Here is a 15,650-nt window from a genome sequence, read left to right as displayed (position 1 = left end):
AGCATAAGCCGATTTAAGTTAGTAAAAGTAAAGTTAGTAAAAGTAAAAGAAGGACAAAATGACGGTTGAGTTTCGTCCAGTTAAAATTAACGACATTGACGCAATCGTAGAAGAATACGAGCGCACATGGGGGATTGCGAATGCTGTTGGAGCAGACGCTTCGCGCAATCTTTCTAGGCGATTCGTGCTGCACTATTTGGAGCCTTCTACTTACGGAACTGTTGCAACAATAAACGGCAAATTTATGGGGCTGCTTCTTGCGCGCGTGTACGGAGATAAAGTGCTGTTTAAGCAAGTTCAGAAGATGCTAGAAGAGCAAGAAGCAAAGATGTCTAGCAAAGACGATTCTTTGCACGTAAAAGCGCTGGATTCTGCGATTTCAATGGGTCAGATTGAGCGCAAGTTGGAGGCGATGAGCCATATAAACGACTTGACTCAGGCAGAGTTGGAGCTTTTTATTGTTTCTCCAGACGCTCGCGGGCACGGAGTCGGCGGCGGATTGTGGAAGCGCACAATGCAACATTTGCGCAGCCGCGGAGTGAACCGCTACTTTTTGCACACAGACACGGCTTGCGATGTTAGTTTTTACGATTATCACGGGCTTAGGCGAGATGCTACGTGGGCTAAAAAAGATCACGAAAAGTATGCGGATCGCGTAAAAGACCTTGTTGAGGACTTGTACATATACTCGGGCGAGCCGTTTGTAAACCGCACCAGACGCACGCATCAATCGCGTTGATTAACTCCGCTTTTTGTACCAAATTTGGCCAATCGTTCGCGCGGTCTAAGCGCGCGAACGTCTTCGCCGCGCAGAAGCAATGCTTCTGCCTTGAGCGGCTCAGCGCTCCGAATTGCCCTCGCACGCTACGCTCTAAGTGCTCAGGCAGGTCGTCGCGCGTACAAAATACGGAAGAATGCTTGCGCGTATTAGCTGCGCTTGCGCGTTACAATAATCCACCCAATTGACGCGATTGGAATCGCAACAAGCGTAGAAATCCACGGAACCATCATTCCGCCGTGCGAACTCCACGCGTCAATCGCAAAGCCTGCAACCATGGATCCAAGCGAAGCGCCAGTAGCCGATGCTGTTGGCAGCCAAGATAATCCTTCGGTAAGCGAATGCTCTGGAATCGTGTCTTTAACAATAAGGTTTCCAGTTGCAAAAATCGGCGAAACGCATAATCCACTTAAAAGCTCAAAAATGCTTAGAAGCACAAGTCTATCTATGTTAATGTTCATAAGAATAAAGCCAATGGTAAGCAGGCTTAGAAACACGATTAGATGAGACCAATTAGAACCGCGGAATTTATGCGAGCCAAAAATAACGGCTCCAACTAAAGACCCGCATGCAAACAGCGCAAGTTGCAAGCCGATCAGTTTGTCTAATCCTTGTGCGCGCATTGCTGCTGTAACAGATACGTCAAAGGCGCTAAAACTCATGTTAAAAACAAGGAACATAACAACAAGCGGTATAATTCCGCGGTATAGAAGCACGTTTTTTGACTTGTTTTTGCGATTTGTGTTCCTCAGCTGTTTTAGTGAAAGCCTATCTCTAAGATTTTTTGCGATTAGTTTCTTGCCATTTTTTGACGAGTCTTCCGCCGAGTCTTCCGATGTACGGTAAGGGCCATTTTCCAGCGCAGCTCGCACATCTTCATCATTTGCGGGTGCGCTTTCTACTTGCACAATTTTAACAACCGCAGGTTGCGTGTTTTTAAGTGACAAGAACCATGCTCCGCCTAGTCCGCTTGCCAAAACTGGCACAAAAAGCTGAGATACAGGGTGAACGCTAGTGGCAAGCCACGCTGCAAGAATTGGTCCGAATATAAACACAATCTCGTCGATTCCAGATTCCAGCGCGTATGCAACGTTTAGCAGCGTGTCGTCAGTTTGACTTTTAAGAGTGTATGCCCAGCGAGTTCTAACAAGCGCGCCGAACGCAAATTGTGTAACACCCATTAAAATTGCAAGCGCAAACAGTATTGGCAAAGGTATGTGGAAAAGTGCGGCGGTTGCAAACGACAGCATGCAAACAACTTGCGCACTTAGGGCGATTACACCCACTTTTCGCTGGCCGAATCTATCAAAAAGCTTTGCATATAATGGCGTTACGGCTGCTTGCGATAGCACGTATGCGGCGCTCATAGTGCCTGCAATTGTCCAATTATTATAAATGTGGTTTAAGGCTAGAACAATTCCTAAGCCCATCATCGAAATAGGCAGCCTTGCTATTGCTCCAGATATGCAAAACGCTCGTGTTCCTTCAAAAGAGAACAATTTTGCGTAGTTTGACATAGGCGAAGACTTTTGCTGCGCCGATTGCGATGACATATTCACTTCCCTTAAATTTGTACGCGCTTAGCATGTTTAGCATGTTTAGCATGATTGATTTTTGAGTGTCTTTCTAGTCTACATTATGGCGTCAAAGTTTGCCGATGTTGTTTTGTTTTCCCGTGTTTGTACGTGTTTTGGGTCAAATGTGGTACAAAGTGCGGAAAAGTTTTCGCGCAGATTAGTCGCGTCTATTGCGATGTGATTGTTTTTACGATTTTTTGCGATTGTATATAGAGATTATCTTTTGAAGAAAAGTATTGTAGAATTAGAGATAATTGATTTTCTCTAATAAAAATGAGAAACAAGAATTTTAGAAGGTGCGTAATGTTTGGTTCACTTATTTGCTCGGCATCTGGATTTGCTAACATTCAATCAGGTTCTGCAATACTTGGCTCCATGATTTTTGCAATCGTGGTTGTTCTTGTTGGTATTGGAATTAAGATTTGGAAAAAATACGGCAAGCACTAGAGTGCATTAGAGTATTTGATTGCTAGAGCATTAGATTTAGCTTAATATTTTCGACTTTTATTTTTTACGGCATTTTTGTGATTGCCGCTTTTGTTGACGTGCGAAGTCGCAGTTTTGTAAATCCGTTGAGGCTTAACGCTACAATAGAGCAGATGAGTGATACAACGATGCAATCGACGGATGAGATTCTTGCAGAGATTGTAGACTCTGTAAAAATTCCTCAATCCTCAGATATAAACAATAAAAAGTCAACAAAAACTGTGAAAAAAGAAAATAAAACTACAAATAAAAATACAAAAACTAAAAAAACTAAAGACTCTGAATCGAATAAGGTGAGTAGGGCATCTAAAGGATTTAAGTCTCCTAAAAGCTCTAAAGCCACTTACAATGCGCTTCCGCCAGTGGTAAATGATCAGCGAGAGGGCGCGCTTGTTGCGCCTCCAAAGTATCGCAAGGGGTCAATGCGAATCGTTCCGCTTGGTGGATTGGGTGAAATTGGCCGAAATATGAACGTTATTGAATATAACGGCCATATTTTGCTTATAGATTGCGGAGTGCTTTTCCCAGAAGAAGAGCAGCCAGGCGTGGATCTGATTTTGCCAGACTTCCACTACATTCAAAACAGACTAGATAAAGTAGACGCGCTAGTTTTAACTCACGGCCACGAAGACCACATTGGCGGCGTGCCGTATTTGCTTAAAATGCGCCCAGATATTCCGCTAATCGGGTCTAAGCTCACTCTTGCGTTTGTTGAAGCAAAGTGCGAAGAACACAAGATTAAGCCAAAAACAATTCAAGTAGAAGGCCGCTCAAAGCTAAAAGTTGGCCCATACAATTTGGAGTTTATTAGCGTAACGCATTCAATTCCAGACGCTCTTGCTGTATGCGTAAAAACGCCAGCGGGAACGATTATAGACACTGGAGATATAAAGTTAGATCAGCTTCCACTAGACCATAGGCTTACTGATTTAGTTGAATTCGGAAAGCTTGGCGAGCAAGGAATTGACCTATTAATGGCTGATTCCACAAACGCTGAGATTCCAGGATTTGTTAAGCCAGAAACCACTATTGGACCGGCTTTGGATCAAGCGTTTGCTAACGCATCGCGCAAGATAATCGTAGCAAGCTTCTCTAGCCACGTTCACCGCGTTCAGCAAGTCGTAGATGCTGCGCACAAGTATGGTCGAAAAGTGGTGTTTGTTGGGCGATCAATGGTTAGAAATATGTCGATTGCGGCCGATCTTGGCTACTTGCATATTCCAGAAAATACTGTTGTAGATCTAAAGCAAGCAAAAGATATTCAAGACGATAAGCTTGTTTATATGTGCACAGGATCTCAAGGCGAGCCAATGGCAGCACTTGGACGAATCGCAGACGGAATACACAAAGATATTACAGTTAACGAGTTCGATACCGTTATTCTTGCAAGCTCTCTAATTCCAGGAAACGAGCACGAAGTTTATAAGGTTATTAACAAGCTTGTGCAAATGGGCGCTCGCGTAATCAACAAAGACAATGCTGCAATCCACGTATCTGGTCATTGCAACGAGGGTGAGTTGCTCTATTTGTACAACATTGTTAAGCCAAAGTGCGCTATGCCAATCCACGGAGAACACAGGCATCTTGTTGCAAACGGTTTGATTGCTGTTAAAACGGGCGTGGACCCTAAGAATGTTGTTTTGGCAGAAGATGGCGATGTTGTGGACTTGTACCACGGAAATGCTGCTGTTGTTGGCTCTGTTCCATGCGGATACGTGTACGTTGACGGCGATTCCGTTGGAGAGCTTACAGACGAAGAGCTGGAAAAGCGCAGAATCCTTGGTACGGAAGGCTTTGTGTCTAGTTTTGTAGTTGTAAATACAGATAGCGCAGACGTTGTAGCAGGTCCAAAGATTTACTTGAATGCTGTTGCAGAAGACGAATCTGATTTTGAAAAGGTTCGATCTCAGATTGTTTTCCAGCTTCAAGATGCCATGATGCACGGCGAGAAAGACACGCACAAGCTTCAGCAGATTATGCGAAGAACGCTTGGAAGTTGGATTGCGCGCGCGTTGCGTAGAAAGCCAATGATTGTGCCTGTTGTTGCGGATCTTGCGCAAAAGGATTAGTCAAGTGATTAGTCAAGGACTAGTCAAGCGATAAGAGCCACGTAAAAATCATAAATAAAGTAAAATCACCATAAATACACAAGTAAATACACAATAAACACAAAAGGAAGTTAATATGCCAGGAGCAAATCTGACTCGCGTAGAAGCTGCGGAACGTTTTAGCGCTATCCAAATGCCAATTCACTACACTGTTGCACTTGATTTAGGCAAGGGTGGCCGCGATTTTAAGTCGCACACAAAAATTGAGTTTGGCGCAAAAGTTGGTGGAACAAGCTTCCTCGATTTGATTGCAAACAGTGTTGAATCCGTTGTGCTTAATGGCGTTTCTCTTGACGTTTCTAAGGTTTTTGCAGATAGTCGCATCGAGCTTGCAAATTTGGCTGAGCACAACACAGTAGAAGTTGTAGCAAATTGCCAATATTCCAACACGGGCGAAGGCTTGCACAGAAGCGTTGATCCTTCCGACGGCAACGTTTACCTTTACACGCAATTTGAGGTTCCAGACGCTCGCCGCGTTTATGCAGTGTTTGACCAGCCAGATTTGAAGGCTGTTTTTGACTTTAGTGTGGATGCTCCAGAAAGTTGGATTGTTACTTCCAACATGCCAGTTAAAAGCGAAACTGCGATTGAAGGGCGCAAGACGGAAGATGGCACTTTGGAAAATGGCGCTGTAGAAGGCATGAAGCGCTGGGTGTTTGAGTCAACTCCAAAAATGAGCTCCTACTTAACTGCGATTTGCGCAGGTCCTTACGCGCAATGGCACACGTCTTACAACAATGAGGACGGCCGCGTAGTTCCAATGGCAATGTACTGCCGTCAAGCACTTAAAGACGCGTTTGCAAAAGACGTTGACTACTTGTTCGATATTACAAAGAAGGGCTTTGCTTTCTATGCTAAGACTTGGAGAGTGCCATACCCATACGCAAAGTACGATCAGATTTATGTGCCAGAATACAACGCTGGAGCTATGGAAAACATTGGTATGGTTACGATTCGAGACCAGTACGTGTTTGAATCCAAAGTTACGGACGCTTATGCTGAGCGCCGCGTTGTAACAGTTTTGCACGAGCTTGCACACATGTGGTTCGGCGACTACGTAACTATGAAGTGGTGGAATGATTTGTGGCTTAACGAGTCTTTTGCCGAGTTTACGTCTACGCTTGCAACTGCTGAAGCAACCGAATGGCATGACGCTTGGAGCACTTTTAATTCTGGCGAGAAAAGCTGGGCGCTTAATCAAGATCAGCTTCCAACAACGCACCCAATCGTGGCTCCAATCAACGATTTGAACGACACTTCCGTAAACTTCGACGGCATCACTTACGCAAAGGGTGCTTCTGTATTAAAGCAACTCGTAGCGTATGTTGGCAGAGAAAAGTTCTTTGAAGGAATCCACAACTATTTGAGCAAGCACGCTTATAGCAACGCAACTTTGGCTGATTTGTTGCATGAGTTAGAGCTTACAAGCGGACGCGATCTTAAGGCTTGGAGTGCGCAATGGCTTGAAAAAGCTGGAATTAACACGATTTCTACCGAAGTCGAAGAAGCAGCTGATGGCACTATTGCTTCCTTGCTTTTGCGCCAGAGCGCGCCAGATGAGCATCCTGTTCTTCGCGCACACCGCTTGGCTGTTGGATTCTACAATGTAGACGAAGCAACTGGCGAAATTAAGCGCACAAAGCGAATTGAACTCGATGTTGATGGCGAAGTGACGGAAGTTGTTGAGGCGCGCGGATTGCAAAGGCCTGCGCTTATTCTTGTAAACGACGACGACTTGACTTACACAAAGCTACGTTTTGACGCAAAGTCGCTTGAGTTTGCTGCCGAAAATCTTTACCGCTTTAAGGATTCTTTGACGCGCTCTCTTATTTGGCTCGCATTGTGGGATATGACTCGAGATGCGGAATTCCCAGCAGAGCGCTTTGTGGAACTTAGCCTTAAGGCCTTGGCAACCGAGCGCGAATCTACGACTTTCCGCTATGCTCTTGGTCAAGTAAAGGTAACTGCAAGCCACTACGTTGTTCCAGAGCGCCAAGCACAAGTTGCAAAGCATGTAGCTCATGAACTTTGGCAGTTGGCTTTGGCAGCTTCTGCAGGCTCCGACGAGCAATTCCAGTTGCTCAAGGCTTATCTTGGATATGGCGAAGTTGGAGATGCTGAGTTTGTGCGCGTAGCTAACGGATTGCTTGACGGCTCTGTGCGCTTAGAAGGCTTGGAAATCGACAACGACTTGCGTTGGAGCATTCTTATTGCGCTCGCAGGTGTGAATGCTTTGGACGAAGCTGGAATTGATGCGGAACTCGCTAAGCGCGATACTACCGAGAATCGTGAATACGCATATCAGGCTCGTGCGGCTCGCTCAACTGCAGAAGCTAAGGATTGGGCTTTTGAACAGGCTTTGCGCAATCTCAATTTAACTAATATGCAAATGGGTGCTGTTGTTGCTGGATTTGCAAGCACTGCTAAAGGTGATTTGGTTAAGTCTTATGTTGAGCGCTACTTTGCGGAAGTTGAGTGGATTTGGAAGAATCGCACATTCCACATGGCGGAAACTTTGATTGAAGGCTTGTATCCAAATTATGCGGATGTAGACGAATTAGTTGAGCGCGGGCAAAGCTGGCTTGATGAGCACAAGGATGCCGACCTTGCTTTGCGTCGCATGGTGCTCGGCAAGCTCGATTCTTCTCGACGCACGCTTAAAGTGCAGCATTACAACGCTTCGCTCTAGTTTTTTGCAATCAAATAGCAATTTTCAATGTACATTCCTAATAAGAAAATAGGGAAATGTAGATTGAATCTAAGTTGATTAAGATTAAGTTGATTAAGATTAAAATCAAGGAGTCGCAAGATGGCAGAAGATATGCATCAATCAACACCAACAATACATGGAGAGCAACTAAACGCGGATGGCACGCAAAAAGCACAAGACCGCGTAAACAATCGATCTTTGCGACCAAACAGCGATTCCTTTAAAGAGTTTATGACTAGCGGCTGGGATAACCAGGAGCCTCAAATCGAACCGCTTGAATCGTCGAAATACACACCAGCGCGTCTAGAAGCGCTTGGCAAGCGATTCCCAGGTGAGCGCCTTGTTGTTCCAGCAGGTCAGCCAAAAGTGCGCAATAACGATTGCGACTACGCTTTTAGGCCAGACACAACTTTCGCATATTACACTGGCTTGGGTCAGGATTACGAGGCTGGCGCTGTGCTTGTACTTGAGCCAGTGCAAGCAGGCAGTTGCGAGGAGGCTGCTGGCAAAACTCACATTCCGCAGCTTTTTGTTGCTCCTCGCGCAGACAATAGCACTGCCGCATTCTACAAAGATCCGCACTACGGCGAATACTGGGTTGGCCCTCGCGCAGGACTTAAAGAGCTTAAGGCTATGACTGGCATTGAAACGCGCGATATTGCCGAGCTTGACGACGCGATTGCAAAAAACGTTAGCGACGATAATAGCGCTGCAGAAAGCGTGCGCGTGCGAATTGTGCGCGAGTCGGATGCTGATTTAACTGCGCGCGTAGATGCTTTAAGAGAAGCGAGTGGATTTAGCGACGAAGATGCTAACATTGCTGCAGACGATAAGCTGCACGAAGTGGCTGCCGAGGCACGAATGCTTAAAGACGCTTACGAGATTGGCGAAATGCGCAAAGCTGTTGCTGCTACAAAGTTGGGCTTTGATCGCATGCTTACGCGTTTGCCTCAAGCTTTGGGCAAGGAGCATTCTGAACGCATGATTGAAGGCGCTTTTAACTCCGTTGCTCGAGAAGTTGGAAACGAAGTTGGCTACGATACAATTGTTGCTTCTGGCAAGCACGCTCCAATTTTGCACTGGATGCGCAACACTGGCGTGGTTTCTAGCGGCGAACTTTTGCTTATTGACGCAGGCGTAGAAGTCAATAGCCTTTACACTGCAGATATTACGCGAACCTTCCCAACAAACGGCAAGTTCACGGATTTGCAAAAGAAGCTTTACCAGTGCGTTCTAGACGCACAGCAAGCTGGTTTTGAGGCAGCTAAGCCGGGCGCAACTTACAGCGATATTCACCACGCTTGCATGCGCGTGCTCGCGGAGCATTTGCACGAGTGGGGTATTCTAAAGGTTAGCGTTGAAGAATCGCTTTCTCCGCAAGGTCAGCAGCATCGCCGTTGGCATGCTTGCGGTGTTGCTCACCACTTGGGTCTAGATGTTCACGATTGCGCTCAAGCTCGCTACGAGGCGTATCAGGGTGCAAAGATTACTCCAGGAATGATTTTCACAATCGAGCCTGGCTTGTACTTTGCTGCCAATGATCTTATGCTTCCGCCAGAAATGCGCGGAATTGGAATCCGCATTGAAGACGATGTTTTGATGACGGAGAATGGTCCTGAGTGGCTTTCTATTGATATTCCTAAGCAAATCGAAGATGTTGAAGCTTGGATGGCTCAGCGCGCTGCTAAATAGTGTGCTGCTATCTAAACGGATTGTCTAGGATTATTTAGAATCATCTAAGATCATCTAAATTAATTATCTAATCTTTACGCAATAATGTTGTTATAGCACTTAGTTGTTATAACAACATTACTTTATTGCGGCTTATGTGGCTTGTGTGCTGCATAAGCTTTATATGTTTCATGCGTTTTATACATTTATGTGTTTTATGCATTTATGTGACTTGTTGCAATAAAGATGTTGATTAACTAGTCGCAGCAAAATCATCGATACTCTCGAAAGGAATACAATGACTAAGCCAATCGTTCTTTCACTTGGAGAACTACTGTGGGATTTGCTTCCCCAAGGAAAACGAGTTGGAGGTGCTCCAGCGAATTTTGCGTATCACGCGCAATGCAATGGTGCAGAAAGCTACGTTATTAGTGCTGTTGGAGAAGATTCTCTTGGCAATGAACTTGTTGAAGAAGTTGAAAAAGCAGGGATTAAGCACGTTATTCAGCGCAATGCTTGGCCAACTAGTACGGTAGATGTTTCGCTTAGAAATGGTATTCCAGAGTACACGATTGTGCGAAACATTGCGTGGGATCATATTGTTTATACGCGCGAACTTGTGGATCTTGTTAGCAAAGCAGACGCGATTTGCTTTGGAACTCTTAGCTTAAGATCGCAAGAAACGCACGATACTGTTTTGGAGCTTTTAAAGCATGCAAAGCCAAACGCCATGAAGTTCTTCGACATAAACATTCGTAGCGATCATTATTCAAAGGATTTGATTGACGCTCTTCTTAAAGAGGCAACTGTTTTTAAGCTTAACGATTCTGAGCTGCTTCTTCTTAGAGATATGTTCAATATTCGCGAAACTTCCGACAATGAGGCTTGCAAATGGTTCCAGGCTCGTTACGGTTTGGATTACGTGATTTTGACTGGCGGATCTACTTTTAGCGCAATCTTTACTAAGAATGGCGAAAGCTCTACCTACCCAACTCCTCATGTGGAAGTTAACGACACTGTTGGCGCTGGAGACTCATTCTCTGGCACGTTTACTGCAAGGATTTTAGCTGGCGATTCGCTTAAAGACGCGCATCGTGCTGCAATCAACACTGCTGCGTACGTTTGCACTCAAGCAGGAGCGTGGCCAGAGTACCCGAGCGAAATCCCAGACTATCTTTCTAAAGCAGGACTGTAGGCTGTAAAGAATATAAAGGTATGCTCATGGCTGATTTTGTTTGGGACGATAATAAGGCTAAGCACTATGATGGCAAAGAATCCGAGCAGATGATTCAAGCAATGTTTATGCGCGCAGCAGATGATGCGCCAGACATTGATACTGCTGTAAGGCTTCTAAGAGCTGGACGGCCGCGGCAAAATCCTGGACGACACTACTACTGAAAATAAGTGGCGCGCAATATGCTCAAAGTATTCTCTAATTGAGAATACAAGTTGAAAATTAGTAATTACCCCTCGCTCCATGCGGGGGGTAATTTTTTATACTCTTAACTTTTTGTGAAAATGATATAATAGAAGTAGGTTCTTTTTGGCGTGTCACACGCGGTTTTAAGAGCAGTTTAATCGCTTAAACATGCTTAAACATAGTAGTCTAGGTGTGTCGTTTGGTGTGTCGTTACTGTTTGTGACTTGCTGAAAACGTTGAAATAAAGCCATTTTGAGTTATTTAGTGGGGCCTCAGGGGCTTGAACCCTGGACCGACGGATTATGAGTCCGTTGCTCTAACCGACTGAGCTAAAGCCCCACGCTAACAAAGTTAGCAACGACTAGATTAGCACACACCCATAAACGTTTAACACGCTGTTTAACATGCTGCGATTCACGCTACGATTAGCGCATTGTTTAGCGAGCAAAATCGCATGAGTGCGCGCAAGACAAGTCGCAAGCAGCTTTAGAGCAAATAGCTACGCTACTACTTCTTGGTCTCTTCCAGAAGCAAAATTGCTTAAAGCTCCAGTCTTACGAACTGCAACGAATAGAATCCAAGGAACAATTCCTGCAATCACAAAGCCGCTTATAAGCTCGCAAATCATGTGAATTGTAAGATAGTTTGCGCTCTTGCCCTGGTAAACCACAAACATTAAGTAAATGCCATATTCCAGAGCAGTGAGAGTGCCAGAAATTACGCTTAAAGTAAGATTGTACTTTTTGTAGCGAGCAATAGCAAAAGGAAGCTCGCTAAACACGGCTTGCAAAGCAGCGGAAGCAAGAACCATAAACGCAGAGTATTGCTGGCCAAGAATGTTCTCAAACACGGCGCCAACAACGTTTACGTAAATCGCAGCACCAGGCTTGCGGATTAAAAGGAGTGCAAGCGGGCCAGACATGTACCAAACGCCGTGCAAAATGCTGCCAAATCCAGGCAAAACCGTGCGCAAAATAGGGGAGATTTGTGAGAAGAACACAATGGTAAAGCCCCAGTAGATTATGCCAAACAAGGCGGCTAGAGCGGCGCCGAGCGATATATCTGCAACGCGCCATTTAAGACTTGCGATTGTTGTTGGTGCAGGATTTGCGTTTGCACGAGCCTTATCGGTTATTGGAGTTTCGGATTGTGCGGAGTATTGTGCGTTTTCTTCGCTTTGATTGTTTGCGGATTCGTTGTTTAGAATATCACTCATTAGTGTTCCTAACTATTGATTGCTGCGCATTGTAATTTCTTTGAGCGTTTCTCGACCTACGCAGCCTGGGCAGAAACGCCAACGTGTACTTTACCATTTAATCGCCACTAACACGCCTTTATGCGCTAGTTTTGTGCGATTTGTAACGTTTTTGATTATTGCAGAAATCTATAACGCGCTATAAAACCGATTATTCAACGCAAACTCTATTTCCGCTTTTTGTTGCTCGACACGCCGTAAATCAGGTACAAAAACACTACAGTTATTAATCTAGATAGTTGGAAAAATGAGCGAAACGTAAATCCGAAAACGTAAATCAAAAATAGGGGAGCACAAAATGTCGATGGAACATCCAAATCGCACCAATGAGCGAATTGTTGACGTTGAGCGAGATATTATGAGCCGCGCTCCAGAGCATAACAAGACAAATCTTGATTTAGATAGAATGCGCTTAATTCTTGATATTTTGGGGCATCCAGAGCAGTCTATGCACGTGATTCACATTACTGGCACCAATGGCAAAGGCTCCACGGCGCGCATGGCGGAGGCGATTTGCCGCGCGTACGGTTTGCGCACGGGTCTTTACACTTCGCCGCATTTGCAACGCGTAAATGAGCGAATTATGATTGACGGTCAAGAAATTAGCGATGACCAGTTTGTTGACGTGTTTGATCAAATGAAAGACATTATAAACATGGTTGACGCTCGCATGGATGCTGATGGCAAGCCGCGCATGAGCTTTTTTGAAGTGCTTACAGCTATGGCGATTTGGGCTTTTGCTGACGCTCCTGTAGATGTTGCTGTGATGGAAGTTGGCATGGGCGGCGAATGGGACGCCACTAATGTTATGAACGCGGATGCTGCGATTATTGGCCCTGTAGACATGGACCACATGCAATGGCTTGGAAACACGGTTGAAGAGATTGCGCGCACAAAGGCTGGGATTATTAAGCCAAATTGCACTGTGATTTTGGGGCCGCAGCCACACGAATCGCAAGTTTTGCCGATTATTCAAGAGGTGGCAAATCGCAATAATGCCAAGCTTTTACGCGACTTTAGTGACGGAAGCGGCGAGTTGGAGGTTGTTTCGCGCACTCCAGCTGTTGGTGGTCAAGTTGCCACTTTGCGAACTCCAAATGGCACTTATGAAGATGTTCCAATAGATAAGTTTGGTGTGCATCAGTCGCATAATGCTTTGGCGGCGCTTGCTGCTGCGGAGGTTGTTCTGCCTGTAAATGGCGCTTTAGACGGCGATTTGGTTGCCGAGGCTTTGAGTCAAGTTAAGGTTCCTGGCCGAATTGAGCAAGTTCGCACTTCTCCAACGATTATTATTGACGGCGGCCACAATGTTAATGCTGCTGAGTCTCTTCGTAAAACAATCGAAGAAAACTATAATTTTGAGCAGCTTATTGGCGTTGTGGCAATGATGGCAGATAAACAAGTTGAAGAATATTTAGGTGTTCTTGAGCCGATTTTAACTAAGATTATTGTTACGCGTAACTCTTGGCGCGACCGCGTGATGGACCCTAAAGACCTAGAGAAGATTGCGATTGGCGTGTTTGGTAAAGATCGCGTGATTCGCGTTGACGATCTTCCAGACGCTATTCAAACGGCAGTGAATCTTGTTGACGAAGACGATGAGCTTGGAGTTGGGTATGGTCACGGAGTGCTGATTTGCGGTAGCTTTGTTACAGCAGGAGATGCGCGCACTATGCTGATTGAGCGCGTTAATCCAGACTTAAAGAAGCCAAAAGATCAACGCGCTAACGTTCATCCAAATCTTGCGGAATGACTTTAGCTACGGATTGACTTGAGCTAAAGAGTTGCTAGCTAAAGAGCCGCTAGCTAAATAGGCGCTTAGCTAAACTAGCTAAATAGGCGCTTAATAACAAGCGAATCGCTTTCGTAAGGAACGTGCTTGTTGTTGTGCTTAATCCAGCGCTCGTCGCCCTTTCCAATAATGAGGATTACGCTTAATAAGTCGTTATCTTCATCGCGTTTGCTGTGCTCGCCGCGCTCTCTAGCTTCGTTTACGCTGTGCTCAATCGCTTGCGTTCTATCGATTATTATTTGCGACTTAACGCTTGGGATTGTTATGCAAGATTGCATATCGTTGCAAATATCCATTGGATCTTCGGTGTTTGTGTCTTCGATTGTAAACACAAACTCGTCGATTCGATTTTGCGCAGCTTGAACAATCTCTTTGCGTCTGTCGTAAGCTTTGTTTCCAGCAGACCCCGTAACAAGAGTAGTGTATAAACTCTGGCTTGCGTATCTTTCTTCAACAAAGTCCAGTAGCGCTTTTACAGAAACGTAATTATGCGCGTAGTCAACGATTGCAATCGTGTTGGATTTTGGATCCTCAAAAATCTCCATGCGCCCTGGAATTTCAACGTTTTCAATCGCGTGCAAAGCTTCAACATTGTTGATTAAATCTGGTTGCGCGTTTTGTGCAATTGCAATCGCAGCCAATGCGTTCTCGTAGTTAAAGTCGCCAGCAATCTTTAGATTGAATTTGTCTATAGCGCTGTAATTAGGCATGTCTTGATTTACGTACTCGCTAGCTTCGCCTTCCAAAATCGCAATACAATGCTCTTGCGAACTTGGTAATTCTTGCGATTCTTTCAACCCTTGCGGCTCTGGTATCGCTACATACCTTGGCAAAACAAGCTCTGGGTATTTTTCGCTGTTTTCGTAAGGATGAATATCGGAATAATCGCTGCATTCTGGGCAATTGCAAGTATTTCCGTCTAGTTCTTCTTTGTGTATTCTGGAAAAAGTCGTGACTTTTACGCCATTTTTTTGTGCGTCTTGAAGAAGCAAATCCGCATGCGCGCAATCCGCATTAAGCACAAGTGCATCCGTATTTTTTACGATTTGACGCTTGCAATACAAATAATCTTCAAAAGTCGGGTGTTCGATTGGGCTTATGTGATCTGGGCTAATGTTCAAAAATGCCGCAACATTAAAGTGCAATCCATACACGCGGTTGACTTTGTACGCTTGCGACGAAACCTCCATAACAAGGTATTTCATGCCATTTTCTACAGCCTGGCTCATCATTCTAAACGCGTCTAGGCTTTCTGGCGTAGTCAAGTCCGACTCAACATATGTTTTACCGTCTAAACAATTGTCTACCGAAGAGAATAGCGCCGCTTTGCCATTAGAATGTGCGTTCAAAATAGCATGAGTAAAGTATGCTGTGGTTGTTTTGCCTTTTGTTCCCGTAATGCCAATAGTCGTAAGCTTTTCTTGCGGATTGTTAAAGAACGCAGCCGAAAGCACACTCATTGCTTTACGAACGTCTGTTACAATCAACCCAACCGCATTAGTGTATTCCGCGTAGCAATCCTGAGCAACGTATGCGTTTAAGCCATTTTTATCTGCGTCTTTAAGATATTCTGGCTTAAAATTGCCCTTAATAAAAAGCAATGTGTTTGGCTTAATATCGCGCGAATCGTACGTTATATGGCTGTACGGCTTTGAGTGGCCATTAAAATCGCTAGCATCGATTGACCAAGTTTGGTCGTTTTCGTGCGTTAAATCGTCATGTTTTTGTGCGCTTTTATTTTGTATTATTTCTCGCAAAAGATTTTGCTTCAACAAAATATTGCATGCTTCGTCTAGAGATAATTTTTGTAAAGGCATTTCGCTTTTCCGTGTTGTTTTCCGTGTTATTTTTAT

Annotated in this window: 11 protein-coding genes and 1 tRNA gene; 8 read left to right on the top strand and 4 right to left on the bottom strand. The window is 44.9% G+C overall.

The features are described from left to right. The first annotated feature begins 58 nt into the window (after window positions 1–58). Window positions 59–739: a GNAT family N-acetyltransferase gene (locus NYP55_RS02160; protein WP_472781484.1), complete on the top strand. Its 681-nt coding sequence runs from the start codon at window positions 59–61 to the stop codon at window positions 737–739. 188 nt (window positions 740–927) lie between these two features. Here the strand turns inward: NYP55_RS02160 and NYP55_RS02155 are convergent, their stop codons facing one another. Continuing rightward, complete coding sequence (locus NYP55_RS02155) at window positions 928–2,331, bottom strand: MFS transporter (protein ID WP_102704921.1); 1,404 nt, start codon at window positions 2,329–2,331, stop codon at window positions 928–930. A gap of 327 nt (window positions 2,332–2,658) precedes the next feature. On the opposite strand from NYP55_RS02155, the gene NYP55_RS02150 reads away from it, so the two are divergent. The 6 genes from NYP55_RS02150 to NYP55_RS02125 all read left to right on the top strand — a co-directional run bounded on the left by NYP55_RS02150 (window position 2,659) and on the right by NYP55_RS02125 (window position 10,728). Continuing rightward, window positions 2,659–2,802 (top strand): hypothetical protein, encoded by a 144-nt coding sequence (locus NYP55_RS02150; protein ID WP_004132738.1) that lies wholly within the window; start codon window positions 2,659–2,661, stop codon window positions 2,800–2,802. A 152-nt stretch (window positions 2,803–2,954) separates the two neighbouring features. Continuing rightward, the gene (locus NYP55_RS02145) at window positions 2,955–4,910 is read left to right on the top strand and encodes a ribonuclease J (protein ID WP_032843039.1); all 1,956 of its coding nucleotides are present in this window, start codon (window positions 2,955–2,957) and stop codon (window positions 4,908–4,910) included. 115 nt (window positions 4,911–5,025) lie between these two features. Beyond that, window positions 5,026–7,638 carry an aminopeptidase N gene (pepN, locus tag NYP55_RS02140; RefSeq protein WP_472781483.1) on the top strand — a complete coding sequence of 871 codons (2,613 nt, stop codon included), beginning with the start codon at window positions 5,026–5,028 and terminating at the stop codon, window positions 7,636–7,638. Between the two features lie 132 nt (window positions 7,639–7,770). Then, on the top strand, window positions 7,771–9,351 hold the full coding sequence (locus NYP55_RS02135) for an aminopeptidase P family protein (protein ID WP_472781524.1): 1,581 nt from the start codon (window positions 7,771–7,773) through the stop codon (window positions 9,349–9,351). A 277-nt stretch (window positions 9,352–9,628) separates the two neighbouring features. Next, on the top strand, window positions 9,629–10,525 hold the full coding sequence (locus NYP55_RS02130; RefSeq protein WP_004132728.1) for a carbohydrate kinase family protein: 897 nt from the start codon (window positions 9,629–9,631) through the stop codon (window positions 10,523–10,525). Window positions 10,526–10,551: 26 nt separating this feature from the next. Next, window positions 10,552–10,728, top strand: a complete 177-nt coding sequence (locus NYP55_RS02125; protein WP_155237437.1) for a hypothetical protein — start codon at window positions 10,552–10,554, stop codon at window positions 10,726–10,728. A gap of 287 nt (window positions 10,729–11,015) precedes the next feature. Here the strand turns inward: NYP55_RS02125 and NYP55_RS02120 are convergent. Together NYP55_RS02120 and NYP55_RS02115 are read right to left on the bottom strand one after the other, a co-directional pair. After that, window positions 11,016–11,089: transfer RNA gene (locus NYP55_RS02120), tRNA-Ile, on the bottom strand. A gap of 160 nt (window positions 11,090–11,249) precedes the next feature. Next, entirely contained in the window at window positions 11,250–11,966 is a 717-nt protein-coding gene (locus tag NYP55_RS02115) for an ECF transporter S component (RefSeq protein ID WP_472781482.1), read from the bottom strand. Between the two features lie 337 nt (window positions 11,967–12,303). Here NYP55_RS02115 and NYP55_RS02110 point away from each other — a divergent pair, with 337 nt between their 5' ends. Next, entirely contained in the window at window positions 12,304–13,758 is a 1,455-nt protein-coding gene (locus tag NYP55_RS02110; protein ID WP_032839658.1) for a bifunctional folylpolyglutamate synthase/dihydrofolate synthase, read from the top strand. 74 nt (window positions 13,759–13,832) lie between these two features. On the opposite strand, the gene NYP55_RS02105 is transcribed toward NYP55_RS02110, so the two are convergent. Beyond that, on the bottom strand, window positions 13,833–15,614 hold the full coding sequence (locus tag NYP55_RS02105) for a UDP-N-acetylmuramoyl-L-alanyl-D-glutamate--2,6-diaminopimelate ligase (protein WP_472781481.1): 1,782 nt from the start codon (window positions 15,612–15,614) through the stop codon (window positions 13,833–13,835). Window positions 15,615–15,650: the final 36 nt, after the last annotated feature.

The sequence above is a fragment of the Gardnerella sp. c10Ua_31 genome (genome assembly GCF_055700915.1).
Note: the sequence above shows the minus strand (reverse complement) of the source record. Positions and strands in the feature narration are given on the sequence as shown.

Excerpts from the sequence above, each read along its gene's own strand:
- NYP55_RS02150 (WP_004132738.1), top strand. The coding sequence starts at position 2,659 with ATGTTTGGTTCACTTATTTGCTCGGCATCTGGATTTGCTAACATTCAA.
- NYP55_RS02125 (WP_155237437.1), top strand. The coding sequence starts at position 10,552 with ATGGCTGATTTTGTTTGGGACGATAATAAGGCTAAGCACTATGATGGC.
- NYP55_RS02135 (WP_472781524.1), top strand. The coding sequence starts at position 7,771 with ATGCATCAATCAACACCAACAATACATGGAGAGCAACTAAACGCGGAT.
- NYP55_RS02115 (WP_472781482.1), bottom strand. The coding sequence starts at position 11,966 with ATGAGTGATATTCTAAACAACGAATCCGCAAACAATCAAAGCGAAGAA.
- NYP55_RS02130 (WP_004132728.1), top strand. The coding sequence starts at position 9,629 with ATGACTAAGCCAATCGTTCTTTCACTTGGAGAACTACTGTGGGATTTG.
- NYP55_RS02105 (WP_472781481.1), bottom strand. The coding sequence starts at position 15,614 with ATGCCTTTACAAAAATTATCTCTAGACGAAGCATGCAATATTTTGTTG.
- NYP55_RS02155 (WP_102704921.1), bottom strand. The coding sequence starts at position 2,331 with ATGTCATCGCAATCGGCGCAGCAAAAGTCTTCGCCTATGTCAAACTAC.
- NYP55_RS02145 (WP_032843039.1), top strand. The coding sequence starts at position 2,955 with ATGAGTGATACAACGATGCAATCGACGGATGAGATTCTTGCAGAGATT.
- pepN (WP_472781483.1), top strand. The coding sequence starts at position 5,026 with ATGCCAGGAGCAAATCTGACTCGCGTAGAAGCTGCGGAACGTTTTAGC.
- NYP55_RS02160 (WP_472781484.1), top strand. The coding sequence starts at position 59 with ATGACGGTTGAGTTTCGTCCAGTTAAAATTAACGACATTGACGCAATC.
- NYP55_RS02110 (WP_032839658.1), top strand. The coding sequence starts at position 12,304 with ATGTCGATGGAACATCCAAATCGCACCAATGAGCGAATTGTTGACGTT.